This is a genomic window from Microlunatus sp. YIM B11417 (assembly GCF_059617205.1).
The window spans coordinates 778151-789230 of record NZ_JCAMPJ010000001.1 but is presented as its reverse complement, the minus strand read 5'-3'; the positions used below and the strand labels follow the sequence as shown (position 1 = coordinate 789230).

Annotated in this window: 22 protein-coding genes; 21 read left to right on the top strand and 1 reads right to left on the bottom strand. The window is 68.6% G+C overall.

Annotated features, from left to right (window positions below):
* Positions 1-85: 85 nt before the first annotated feature.
* Complete coding sequence (locus AC6CCG_RS04040; protein WP_496653160.1) at positions 86-811, bottom strand: hypothetical protein; 726 nt, start codon at positions 809-811, stop codon at positions 86-88.
* 190 nt (positions 812-1001) lie between these two features.
* Between AC6CCG_RS04040 and AC6CCG_RS04035 the strand changes: the two genes are divergently transcribed.
* From AC6CCG_RS04035 to AC6CCG_RS03935, 21 genes are all read left to right on the top strand, one after another.
* Entirely contained in the window at positions 1002-1241 is a 240-nt protein-coding gene (locus AC6CCG_RS04035) for a helix-turn-helix domain-containing protein (RefSeq protein ID WP_496653159.1), read from the top strand.
* Positions 1238-1477, top strand: a complete 240-nt coding sequence (locus AC6CCG_RS04030) for a helix-turn-helix domain-containing protein (protein WP_496653158.1) — start codon at positions 1238-1240, stop codon at positions 1475-1477. The genes AC6CCG_RS04035 and AC6CCG_RS04030 overlap by 4 nt, the downstream gene beginning before the upstream one ends.
* A 218-nt stretch (positions 1478-1695) precedes the next feature.
* Positions 1696-1881: a hypothetical protein gene (locus tag AC6CCG_RS04025; protein ID WP_496653157.1), complete on the top strand. Its 186-nt coding sequence runs from the start codon at positions 1696-1698 to the stop codon at positions 1879-1881.
* Positions 1875-2240, top strand: coding sequence for a hypothetical protein (locus AC6CCG_RS04020; protein WP_496653156.1), 366 nt, complete (start codon positions 1875-1877; stop codon positions 2238-2240). The genes AC6CCG_RS04025 and AC6CCG_RS04020 overlap by 7 nt, the downstream gene beginning before the upstream one ends.
* On the top strand, positions 2237-2476 hold the full coding sequence (locus AC6CCG_RS04015; RefSeq protein ID WP_496653155.1) for a hypothetical protein: 240 nt from the start codon (positions 2237-2239) through the stop codon (positions 2474-2476). The genes AC6CCG_RS04020 and AC6CCG_RS04015 overlap by 4 nt, the downstream gene beginning before the upstream one ends.
* Complete coding sequence (locus AC6CCG_RS04010; RefSeq protein ID WP_496653154.1) at positions 2473-3414, top strand: YqaJ viral recombinase family nuclease; 942 nt, start codon at positions 2473-2475, stop codon at positions 3412-3414. Before AC6CCG_RS04015 ends, AC6CCG_RS04010 begins: the two co-directional genes overlap by 4 nt.
* Before the next feature lie 2 nt (positions 3415-3416).
* Positions 3417-4307 (top strand): recombinase RecT, encoded by an 891-nt coding sequence (locus tag AC6CCG_RS04005; protein WP_496653153.1) that lies wholly within the window; start codon positions 3417-3419, stop codon positions 4305-4307.
* Entirely contained in the window at positions 4304-5011 is a 708-nt protein-coding gene (locus tag AC6CCG_RS04000) for an exonuclease domain-containing protein (protein ID WP_496653152.1), read from the top strand. Before AC6CCG_RS04005 ends, AC6CCG_RS04000 begins: the two co-directional genes overlap by 4 nt.
* Entirely contained in the window at positions 5008-5190 is a 183-nt protein-coding gene (locus AC6CCG_RS03995) for a hypothetical protein (RefSeq protein WP_496653151.1), read from the top strand. Before AC6CCG_RS04000 ends, AC6CCG_RS03995 begins: the two co-directional genes overlap by 4 nt.
* On the top strand, positions 5187-5612 hold the full coding sequence (locus AC6CCG_RS03990; RefSeq protein ID WP_496653150.1) for a hypothetical protein: 426 nt from the start codon (positions 5187-5189) through the stop codon (positions 5610-5612). Before AC6CCG_RS03995 ends, AC6CCG_RS03990 begins: the two co-directional genes overlap by 4 nt.
* Positions 5609-5869: a hypothetical protein gene (locus AC6CCG_RS03985; protein ID WP_496653149.1), complete on the top strand. Its 261-nt coding sequence runs from the start codon at positions 5609-5611 to the stop codon at positions 5867-5869. The genes AC6CCG_RS03990 and AC6CCG_RS03985 overlap by 4 nt, the downstream gene beginning before the upstream one ends.
* A complete protein-coding gene (locus AC6CCG_RS03980) occupies positions 5866-6189 on the top strand; it encodes a hypothetical protein (RefSeq protein WP_496653148.1) in 324 nt (107 codons plus the stop codon). Before AC6CCG_RS03985 ends, AC6CCG_RS03980 begins: the two co-directional genes overlap by 4 nt.
* Positions 6186-6866, top strand: coding sequence for a hypothetical protein (locus AC6CCG_RS03975; RefSeq protein ID WP_496653147.1), 681 nt, complete (start codon positions 6186-6188; stop codon positions 6864-6866). Before AC6CCG_RS03980 ends, AC6CCG_RS03975 begins: the two co-directional genes overlap by 4 nt.
* Positions 6863-7261: a hypothetical protein gene (locus AC6CCG_RS03970; RefSeq protein WP_496653146.1), complete on the top strand. Its 399-nt coding sequence runs from the start codon at positions 6863-6865 to the stop codon at positions 7259-7261. The genes AC6CCG_RS03975 and AC6CCG_RS03970 overlap by 4 nt, the downstream gene beginning before the upstream one ends.
* The gene (locus AC6CCG_RS03965; RefSeq protein ID WP_496653145.1) at positions 7258-7464 is read left to right on the top strand and encodes a hypothetical protein; all 207 of its coding nucleotides are present in this window, start codon (positions 7258-7260) and stop codon (positions 7462-7464) included. Before AC6CCG_RS03970 ends, AC6CCG_RS03965 begins: the two co-directional genes overlap by 4 nt.
* The gene (locus AC6CCG_RS03960; protein ID WP_496653144.1) at positions 7461-9485 is read left to right on the top strand and encodes a DNA cytosine methyltransferase; all 2025 of its coding nucleotides are present in this window, start codon (positions 7461-7463) and stop codon (positions 9483-9485) included. The genes AC6CCG_RS03965 and AC6CCG_RS03960 overlap by 4 nt, the downstream gene beginning before the upstream one ends.
* Positions 9482-9751 carry a hypothetical protein gene (locus AC6CCG_RS03955; protein WP_496653143.1) on the top strand — a complete coding sequence of 90 codons (270 nt, stop codon included), beginning with the start codon at positions 9482-9484 and terminating at the stop codon, positions 9749-9751. The genes AC6CCG_RS03960 and AC6CCG_RS03955 overlap by 4 nt, the downstream gene beginning before the upstream one ends.
* Complete coding sequence (locus AC6CCG_RS03950) at positions 9748-10035, top strand: hypothetical protein (RefSeq protein WP_496653142.1); 288 nt, start codon at positions 9748-9750, stop codon at positions 10033-10035. The genes AC6CCG_RS03955 and AC6CCG_RS03950 overlap by 4 nt, the downstream gene beginning before the upstream one ends.
* A complete protein-coding gene (locus AC6CCG_RS03945; protein ID WP_496653141.1) occupies positions 10032-10223 on the top strand; it encodes a hypothetical protein in 192 nt (63 codons plus the stop codon). The genes AC6CCG_RS03950 and AC6CCG_RS03945 overlap by 4 nt, the downstream gene beginning before the upstream one ends.
* Positions 10216-10560 carry a hypothetical protein gene (locus tag AC6CCG_RS03940; protein WP_496653140.1) on the top strand — a complete coding sequence of 115 codons (345 nt, stop codon included), beginning with the start codon at positions 10216-10218 and terminating at the stop codon, positions 10558-10560. Before AC6CCG_RS03945 ends, AC6CCG_RS03940 begins: the two co-directional genes overlap by 8 nt.
* Complete coding sequence (locus tag AC6CCG_RS03935; RefSeq protein ID WP_496653139.1) at positions 10560-11042, top strand: hypothetical protein; 483 nt, start codon at positions 10560-10562, stop codon at positions 11040-11042. The genes AC6CCG_RS03940 and AC6CCG_RS03935 overlap by 1 nt, the downstream gene beginning before the upstream one ends.
* The last annotated feature ends 38 nt before the right edge of the window (positions 11043-11080 follow it).

Sequence of the window (11080 nt, the reverse complement as noted above, 5' to 3'; positions counted from 1 at the left end):
TTTCCCCACCCCGGAGTGCGGCAATCCTAAGCATTGATGAACGTTCGGGGAACGGTTTCCTTCGAAATTACAGAAACTCGTTTCGTTACTCGTCTTCTCGGGAGGTCTTCCGGCGCCTCGGCCGGCCGGAACCGATTACGCCGTCGTCCACGTCGGGCTCGGTCTTCTGAGCCTCAGCCTGTCCTGCATCCACCTCACCTCCTTCCGCTTGGACGGGCTCTCTGCCCTGCAGCCGCAGGGATCTGAGCAGGATTCGCTCGGTCTCTTCAGGGTCCAGCTCGGACGCCAACGCGACACCGCCGGCCTCGTCGAACGCTCTGATCGCGGTGAACGCGAGCCGCCGGGTCAGCGCCTGGTCGACGCCCATCTGTTGGAGCACCTCTACGTAGTCGAGGGTGGCACTGACTCCGTTGACCAGCTCGATCAGCTGACCAGCTGCCGCGGATATCTCGCCCGCGAGGACCTGCTCCATCAGGACCCGGTTGCGGTGCAGATTGGCCGGCCGTTGGAACTGATCGGGCGGGGTCGGGTTTCGTTCTTTCAACTCGATGAGTTCCCGGATCGAGTCGGGTTGTGGATCCCGGCCGTCCAGCACGCGCTGGGCCGATCCGGGCGACCACTGCAACGCATCTTCGATCGCGGCGAGCGTGGCGGGCCGGTACGACGTGCGCCGGCCGTTCTCAATGTCGCCGACGATGCGGGAGCTCAGGCCGAGTGCGTCAGCGAAAGCCTTGGTCGTTTTGTACCCGCGCCGGACGCGCCACTCGACCACGGTCGAGCCGAGTCGCTTCCAGTCCTGTTCGTTCGCCACACCAGTAAGCATCTAGGGAACAAGAAGAAACATCAACCGGAACCAAACGGAATGTAGGGGTCCAAAACCGGAAACACATCGGAGTAACTCCAATGATGTGATTCCCACTTGATCAGGTGGGATGCAGTTTGTACCTATACGTTCCTGTTCCCTCCTTGACTTTGTTCCGTTCTGTTCCTACGCTGTAGGCATGATCCAGAACCAACCGGAACGGACCCGCGAAGGCGCGACGGTCCGAGCCCTCCGAGAGGCCTACGGCTGGCGGGTCGGGAAGTTCGCCACCGCGGTCGGAGTCAGCCACAGCTACCTCGCCAACATCGAGGCCGGCCGCCGCCCGCTGACTCCGGAGATCGCCCGCCGCGTCGCCGACGTCCTCGGCGTCCCGCTGGCCGCCATCGTCACGCCGTTCGATCAGAAGGACGTCGCGTGACCAGTAAGAAGAAGTTCCTCACCGTCGCCGAACTCACCGAGCGCTGGCAGTGCAACGAGAAGGCCGTGCTGCAGGCGATCCACGTCCCCGGCGGGCTGACGGCAATCAACATCGGCAACGGCCGCCAGCCGCGCTGGCGGATCCGGGAGGCCGACCTCGAGGAGTACGAGCGCCGCCGCGAGAACCACGCGCAGACCCCGACCAAGAACGCCCGGGTCCTGCGCCGCACAGCTTGATCAACAACTGCGGACAGAGCCGAGAGGAGGCGACATGCATAGCGACGTCAACTCGGTCCGCTGAGAACCCAAGACGTGCCAGTTCCCCGACTGGGCACACCGGGTGGCGGTCAGACCCCCGTTCGTCAGGCCGCCACCCACCACCAACAGAACAAGCCGAAGGCCCCGGCAATCCCTGAACAAGACACCGGAGCCTCCAACGAAAGGACATCCTAGCGATGACCAGCCAGTTCGATTACGAGCCAGCGACGGCTCGTCGGGCGCGGCGCATCGAGCAGCGGGCGCGGCGCGTCGCCTACGAGGTCGGCGCGATCCTCCTGGCGCTGTTCGTGCTCGCCGGCGTCGTCCACCTCATCCGGCACTTCGTGTTGTTCGTGGCCAAGATCATCGGCGGTGCGTGGTGACCGCCGTGCAGCCGGAGGCGCTGGCCTCCGAGATCGCTGTCGCCGAGGTCGCCCGCGATCTCGCGCTCACCAGCCGCAACCTGGCCGCGCTGGTCGTCGCGAACTACCTCGCCGACCGGATCGACAACATCGACAACCTCGCCGAGCTCGCCGGTGTGAAGCCCGCCGTCCTGACCTTCCAGGCCCGCCGGGCCGACCACATCGAGAAGCGGCACCACCTCGACGACCTGCGCCGCCAGCAGCGGGACCAGCGGCCACAGCCGGTCGAGTCCCTGACCGAGCGAGCAGCGTCCGCGATCGCCGACCTCATGATCAGCGACGCGCAGCTGCGCGGGCACCTGCCAGAGGCGATCGCATGATCATCGACACCACCAAGGACCTGCAGCGGGCTGGGCTGATCCTGGCCCCGGGCAACGTCGATTGCCCGTCCTGCGGCGGTCTCGGCGAGTTCCAGGAGTCGTACCGGGTCAAGGGCCCGGCCGCGAAGATCATCGATTGCCCCGACTGCCTCGGAGCCAGCTACGTCACCACCGAGAGGGCCGCCGAACTCCGCCGCCGCGGCAAGCCGAAAATGCCGAAGGGGTGGACGCCGTGACCGCGGTCGCTGTCGCCCACCACGAGCCCGGCACGGTCGAGTGGCTCGACCAGCGCCGGTTCGCGATCGGCGGGTCGGAGATCGCCGCGGTGCTCGGCCTGTCGCCGTACGAGTCCCGGTTCGCCCTGTGGCACCGGAAAAAGGGCTACGCCGCTCCGGCCGAGATGAACCCGGAGATGGAGTGGGGCAACCGGCTGGAGCCGGCCGTCCTTGCGAAGTTCCTCGAAGTGCACGACGAGTACGTGTCGCTGGGCCGCGGAACGTTCGTTCACTCGGACCGGCGCTGGCAGACCGCCAGCCCTGATCACCTGGTGTCGTTCGTCGGGAACAACCCGGACGCGATTTTGGAGGTGAAGACCTCCCCGATGGGCGAGGGCTGGGGCGACGCCGGCACGGACGAGATCCCGATCTACTACCGCACCCAGGTGCTGTGGTACCTCGACGTGCTCGGCCTGCGCCGAGCCCACGTCGTGGTGCTGATCTCCGGCTGCGACTACCGCGAGTACGTGATCGAGCTCGACGACCGGGCCCGCGAGGACCTCGACATCATGCGGGCCGCCGGACGGGAGTTCATCGACTCGCTGATCAACGACGTCCGGCCGGACATCGACGATCACGAGCAGACCCTGCAGGTCGTCCGCGAACTGCACCCGGAGATCGACCCCGAGGACGTCGAGATCGACCAGGACCTGGCCAACGAGTTCCTCGGCGCGGTGATCGCGGCGAAGCAGCTCGAAGCCGAACTTACCGGCATGAAGTCGCGGGTGCTCGACGCGATGGGCCGCGCTCGGAACGCCAAGGTCGACGGCACCCGGGTTGCCTACCGCACCGCCCGGAAGCGTCCCGACGGGACGCCTGGAATCCCTTACCTGATGGCAGACGCCAAGACCGTCAAGCAGCTGATGGCGCCGCCGTCGATCAAGAACGCGAGGAAATGATCATGACCACCAACACCGTCAGCAACGCCGTCGCCACGCAGGACAACAGCCCGGCCGGACTGGTCCGGAAGTACGAGCACGACCTGACCTCGACCCTGCCGTCCCACATCGACGGCAAGCAGTGGATGGGCGTCGCGCTCGGCGCGCTCCGCCGCGACCCGAATGTCGCCCAGGCGGCGGCCAACGACGTCGGCACGTTCCTCGGCGCGATGCTGACCGCGGCCCGGCTCGGGTTGGAGCCCGGCACCGAGCAGTTCTACCTGGTGCCGCAGCCGCCGAAGAAGGGCACCCCGGCGGTGATCATGGGCGTCGTCGGCTACCAGGGCCTGATCGAACTGATCTACCGGGCCGGTGCGGTGTCGTCGGTGATCGCCGAGGTCGTCTACGAGCACGACGAGTTCGAGTACCAGCCCGGCCGGCACGACCGGCCGCAGCACGTCATCAATTGGGACGCCGACGACCGCGGGAAGCTGCGCCTGGTCTACGCGTACGCGGTGATGAAGGACGGCGCCACGTCGAAGGTGATCGTGCTGAACGGCGCGGACATTGCCCGGATCCGGGCCTCGTCCCGGTCGGCGCACTCGGACTACTCGCCGTGGAACAAGCACGAGGCCGCGATGTGGCTGAAGTCGGCGGTGCGGCAGCTGGCGAAGTGGGTGCCGACCTCGGCCGAGTACCGCAAGGAGCAGCTGCGGGCCGCGCAGGAGGTCGCAGCCGAGCAGCGCGGCGAGTCCCGGATCGAACCGATCCAGACTGCCGACGGCGAGCACGTCGACCCGCTGACGGGCGAGGTCGAGATCGACCGGGCGTTCGGCGACGATCCGGACGAACCGATCGAGGGCGAGATCGTCGACGAGTGGCCGGCGGCCGCGGAGCCCGGCGGTGTGGCATGAGGTGGATCGACGCGCCGCTCGCCGCGCTGGACACCGAGACCACGTCGGCCGACCAGCACACGGCGCACGTCGTGCAGGCCTGCGTCGGGATCTCTCAGCACGCTGGCCACTGGAACCCGTCGTGCCAGGTGTTGATCAAGCCCGACGTTGAGATCCCCGAGGACGCGGTCAAGGTCCACGGCATCACCAACGAACGCGCCGCGGCCGAGGGTCTGGCGCCGTCGTCGGGGCTGGGTCGGGTCCGGGAGGCGCTGGCCGCGGTGGCCGACGCGCATATCCCGGTCGTCGGTCACAACCTGCAGTTCGACCTAACCGTGCTGGCGCACGACTTCGCCCGGCACGGTCTCGGCCAGCTGCCGGACGGCCTGCTGGTGCTGGACACGCTGGTGCTGTTCCGCCGGTTCGACCTGACCACCGGTTCCCGCACCCTGTCTGCGCTGGCGAGCCGGCGCGGGATCACGTTCCCGGCGCACGACGCCACCGCGGACGCGCTCGCCTCGCTGCGGCTGCTGTACATCCTGGCCGCCGACAACGACCTGCTCCCGCTCGTCCCGGTCGCCGACCTGATGCGGCTGCAGGCCGGCTGGTTCGACGCCCAGCAGCGCGCCGCGCACTACCGCCGCCTCGGTAACGGTCAGCACTCCGAACCGCCGAACACGACCTGGCCCTGCGCCTACGTCGAACCGGAGCGGAGCGTCGCATGATCAAGGACTTCATCGTCGTCCTCGAAGCCGAGCTCGCCGAGTGGGACGACCGGAGGCCGCTGACTATCGAGCAGCGGCTGCAGCGTCGCCTGCTCATCAAGATCATCAAGCTCGTCCGCCGCTACCTCCTCGGGGAGCAGCTGCACGAGCGCTACGACACCGAAGGAAACGAACGATGAAGCGCTCCACAACCATCGAGCACAACGGCGCCACGTACACCGCTGAACCCATGATCATCACGTCCACCTACCTCGGCAACGGCGAGGACTCCCGCGGGATCCTGTCCGCCTACCTGCACTGCGAGGGCGGGTCGACCGGCATCTCCGTCGGCGGGTACACGCTCGACAGCTACGACAAGGAGAAGAGCCAGCGGGTCGGCACCGCGTACGGCACCGACCACCTGATGCAGATCTTGCGCGTGGTCGGGGCCGAATCGTGGGAGAAGATCACCGGCCGCCAGGTCCTCGTGCTGTTCCCCGAGGGCGGCGGCTGGGGTTCGAGGGCGGTCGGGATCGCCCATCCGATCGAGGACCGCGTCCTGATCCTCCAGGACCACGCCGACGAGTGGCGTGAAGCTGCCGGTGAGGCGGCCGGCAAATGACGGACCGGCAGCCGATCACCGAGATCGCGCCGATCATCGCCTACCTCGACCAGCGGCTCGAAGCCGTCGAGACCGAGGTCGCGTCGGCGGTGACATGGGTCGAGGCGGCCCGCGGCGCGATCCTCCGGTCGCACCTGCAGAAGGCGAAGCGGGCACTGGAGACGGTCGACCGCGAGTTCGACCACCGGCCCGCCCCGGCGCCCGCACCTGATCCGCGGGACGCGTTCACCAACGACTACGCGCAGGAGACGCCATGACGCTCACCGCGAACCCGAACGCCGACATCCTGCACTACACGGCGACCCGCGCCGACGATCACCGCCGGGCGTGGAAGGCGATCGCCCGGTCGGCGCAGCGCGACATCGACGAGGCCTTCGCCGACCTGGAGGACGCTGCTCTGGCCGCGTTCCGGGCCGACGACGACCGACCGCTTCGGTGGCGCCGGCTGCCGCCGAATCTCGGCAACCTCCTTGCCCTCGCTACCGAAGCGACCGAGTCCGCGATCGCCGCTGCCGAGCTCGACCTGGCCCAGGCCCGGAAGCACCTCAACCTGCGAACCACGGAGAACAAGTCATGATCAAGTACGCGACCAAGCTCAATCGGATGCGGAAGCGCGCCGTACGCAACGGCGGCGCCACCAAGGTCCGGCTGCACTTCATCCCGGCCGCCCACGGCATGCCCGACGCGTACCTGCTCGAACCAATCGCCGCCAACGATCCCCGGATCGACCCGACCAAGATCACAGTCGGCCACCCGATCGGACCGCAGATTCACGAGGAGACCCACGACGAGGATGACTCCTGCGGAGCACCCATTGGAGCCGGGACCTATGGCTGCCCGGACGTGTACGGACCGCCGCCGATGTGTGTTCTCCCAGCAGGGCATGACGGGCTGCACATGCGTGACGTCAGCGATCCATCCGGTGATCGACCTGAGCCCGCGCCCGAGTGGCAGTTGTGGGACCTGATCACCGCCGGAGACGGGCGCCACTTCGGCAACGAGTACGACGGCACCTGGGTCGACCTCGACCACAGTGGCCGGAAGTGGACCAACGACGAGATCGCCGACCTCGGCCCGGTGCGCCGGGCGGTCGTGGTCACGCTGCCGGACGCCGGCGCCCGCTACATCGCCGGTGAGCACTGGGGCGTTCACGACACGGTGACAGGGCGCAACATTCCCGTCCGTGCTGCCCGAGCGTTCGCCGCCGAGCTGCTCGCGGCTGCGCTGCACGCGGAGGGCGGTGTACGCCGGTGAGAACGCAGGCGGCGATCATGGTCCATCCGTCGCTGTTGATCAACGCGAACGACCGGCTGCACTGGTCACGGAGGGGCGAGAAGACCGCGACCCTCCGGATGCTCGGCCGCCACCTCGGGCAGCAACTCGACCCGGCCACCGAACGCCGCCTGGTCGTCTACACGCTCGGGATGCTCGACCGGCAACGCCGCGACGAGAACAACTGGCAGCCCTCGGCGAAGGCGTGGACTGACGGCCTGGTCGACGCCGGCGTGTTCCCCGACGACAACCACGAGTGGGTCCAGGGCCCGCTGATCACGATCGGCGAGCTCTCCCCCGAGGCCAGCCGCCGGCCGACGGCCTCGCGCCGGATCCAGGTCACGGTCACCCTCACCGAGCCGCGGGAGGTCCCATGATCGCCGACGCCCTGATCGCGACTGAGATCGTCGCGAAGTTCGGCCGCGAGAAGACCACGCACGGCATCCGGGTGACCATCGTCGGCGACGACACCGTCGGCTACCGGGTGCAGGTCGAGACCCGGTGCGGCCGGGTCTTCGACGACACGACGAAGAAGATCGACGGGGTCGTCTCCTGCGAGAAGTGCGAGGCGGCACGGTGAGCGCCCGGGTCGCGAGGTCCAACCGTACGCGCCGCGCCGCGCAGCACCGCCCGGCGCTACGTCAGCGCCGGTTCCGCCACGACACCCCGACCGCGCTCGACCTGTTCTCCGGGTTCGGAGGGTTGACCAGGGGCGTCCAGCTGGCCGGGTTCGACGTGATCATGTGCGCGAACCACAACGAGTACAAGGTCCTGGTCCACGAGCAGAACCATCCGTACGCCGAGCACTGGCGGGCGGACCTGGTCGACCGGGACGCGGCCGACTACCACTCGGTGCGGGACCTGCCGCCGGCCGACATGCTGTGCGCCGGCGTGTCGTGCAAGAACCACTCCCTGTCCAACAGCCAGCGCGCCTACCAGCAGGGCGCGTCGCTGTTCGATCTTCACGACCCCGACTACGAGGACCAGGTCACTCGTTCGGAGCGGGACCGGGCGACCGCGAACTGTGTGCTGCACTACGCGGCCGAGCATCACCCGCGGTTGATCTTGGTCGAGTGCACCACGCAGCTGCAGTCGTGGGGGAAGCTCGTTCCGGGCAGCCGGAAGATCGGCGACGGGTCGACGTATCGGTGGTGGCTGAAGCAGTTCGAGATCCAGGGCTACCGGTACAAGGTGCTGTTCCTCAACTCGATGTTCTTCGGTGTCGGCCAGTCCCGCGATCGCGCCTACTGGGTGTTCTGGGACGACAAGCTCCCGGCCCCTGATCTTGATCACCGGCCGCCGTCGTGGTGCTCGCGGTGCGACACGGTCGTCGAGGCGTTCCAGGCGTGGCGGACCGGGATCCCGCAGTCGGGCACGGTGCAGTACGGGAAGCAGTACTGCTACCGGTGCCCGTCGTGCCGCGGCACGGTGATCCCGCCGTTCACGCCGTCGCTGGACGCGCTCGACCTGTCCGACCTCGGCACCCGGATCGGTGACATGCCGCTGAAAACGATCAAGGACAAGAAGACCGGCGAGGTGTACCAGGCGCCGCTGGCCCGGGCGACGATGGAGCGGGCCGAGCGGTGCCGCCAGAAGTTCGCCGAGTTCCCGGCCGTGCTGATGCCGGCCAAAGCGGTGCACGGCACCGAGAAGCATCCGTGGCAGCCGCTGGCGACCCAGACCAGCCAGCAGGAGACCGCGGTCCTGTCGACCGGCGCGCTGATGGCGGCCGCCGGGAACACGTACGAGCGGCCGGGATCGGGCTGCCGCACCCGCGACTTCTCCGAACCGCTGCCGACGCAGACCAGCACCAACGGCATGGGCATGATCACCCCGCCCACCGCGGTGGCCGTGGACAACTTCCAGGGCGCACCGCGGAGTGCCGGCGAGCCGCTGCCGACGCAGGGCGGGTCGGAGACCATGGGCGTGATCTCGGCGCGGGTGATGCCGAACCGGACCAACGCGACCAGCCGCGGCCTCGGCGAGCCGATGGAGACCGTCGTCGCCGGCGCCGGGTCCGGCGGCCTCGGCATCCTGGCCAGCGGGATTGTCCCGTACCGGCAGCACACCGCCCCGGTGTCGCACGCCGAGGCGATGCCGACCGTCACGGCCGAGCAGATCCCCGGCGTGGTCACGGCGGCCGGGTTCATGCAGCAGAACGAGGGCGTCGACCGGCGCGTGTTCCCCGTCGACGACCCGCTGCGGACGGTCACCGCGACCGGGAACCACCACGCGGTGCTGTTCTCCGGCTGGTACAAGCAGAACGGCTCCAACGGCGACGAGACCGCGCCCCACCCGCTGACGGATCCGCTCGGCACGCTGACCTCCCGCGACACCACCGCGCTGCTGAACGCCGAGTGGTGGGCCGGACTGTCCGAGGTCCAGCTCGAGGACTGCTACTTCCGCATGATGGCCGCCCACGAGATCGGCCGCGGCTGCGGCTTCGACGTCGACTGGAACGGCCGCAAGGGCCAGTTCATCGTCTGGGGCTCCGCCCGCGACCAGGTCGACGGCTACGGCAACGCCGTCACCCCGGCCGTCGGCGAGTGGATCGCGCTCCGGCTCCGCGCCGTGCTGCACGGGGAGGTGTTCGCGGCATGACCAGCACCGTGATCGCCGCCGAGGACCTGACCCACGGCCACCTGCGCCACTGGCTGACCGTTCCTCTCGGCCTGGAGACCCGCACCCTGTACGCCACCGAGATCGCGTTCACGATTCGCGAGACCAGCCTGCGCGTCTTGATCACCGGCCTACAGCGGATCGACTACTACGACCTGGCGGCGCACGCCAAGGTCACCGTCCACGACAGCCAGCCGGAGCCGGCCGCACCCTTGCCGGGACAGCTGGATCTGTGGGAGGCGCCATGACCGGGCATCCGACAGCGCGGGAGATCGCTGACGCCTACGGTCTCGGCACTGACGAGACCTTGATCATCGTCGAGTCAGAGACGAGCGACTACGGGATGTGCCATTGGGCCGCGTACTGGCGGACTGATCAGGAGTGGGTTCCGGGCGGCGTTCGCGGCCAGCTCTTCCACGCAAACCTTGCCGAGCACCTGGCCCGAGACGCCCACTTCGGGCGGAAGGTTCGCGTCATCCCCTTCGAGGCTACGGAATCGCAGCCTGACCTGTTCGGCAAGGAGGCGTCATGATCACGAAGCCTCGGACCCGGAAGCGGCCGGACCTGTGCGCGCAGCACGGCCACCCCGGCGTCACCTACCACCCGCAGCGGAACCAGACCTGGTGCCTGTGCGGCGAGGTGATCCGCGACGGCAACCACGTCGCCGTCCCTCACATGGCCTGCTGCGGCGGCCCTCTCGAGGAGGAGATCCGTGACTGAGCCGCTGTTCGCCGGCTACCCCGATCCGGAGCCGCCCGTCGACCCGTACGCCGGGCTCGGCCATGACGCTCGCCGGACCGCGAGGCAGCGGGACATGATCGCCGCCGGCCAGCACCCGGCGACCCGGCGGCCGCTAGCCGACAACGGGCACACGTGCGGCGACTGCGCGCACTTCGTGATCAAGGAATGCGGCCTGCTCGGGATCGGGTCGGGCCGGTACTTCAAGTGCGCGAAGCAGCTCCACGGTCCGACCGGATCGATGGTCGGCACCGATCTCCGCAAGTCCTGGCCCGCCTGCACGGCCTGGACCGACCCCACCAACACGGAAGGATCCTGATGCCCAACACCTATGCGGCGAAGACCGATGTCGCGACGTCGCGGAGCCGGGACGAGATCGAGAAGACGCTGGCCAAGTACGGGGCGCAGCAGTTCGCCTACGGTTGGTCGGCCGATCAGGCCGTGCTCGGCTTCGTCGTCAGCAACCGACAGATCCGATTCATCCTGCCGCTGCCCGACCCGAAGGACCGGGAATTCACCCACACCCCGACCGGTCTGTGGCGTGCCGCCGGGCCCGCCCGTGCCGCGTGGGAGCAGGCGTGCCGCGCCCAGTGGCGCGCCCTCGCGCTGGTGATCAAGGCCAAGCTGCAGGCCGTCGAGTCCGGGATCGTCACGTTCGAAGACGAGTTCGCCATGCACATGGTCCTGCCCGGCGGCGCGACCGTCCGCGAGCACCTGCTGCCCGCCCTCGCCGAGGCCTACGCCACCGGCGAAGTCCCCACCCTGCTGAACGTTCCACGCCGACGGGAGTTGGAGAAGTGAGCACTGTTGATCTTGTCGCGAACCCGGGTAAGGCGACC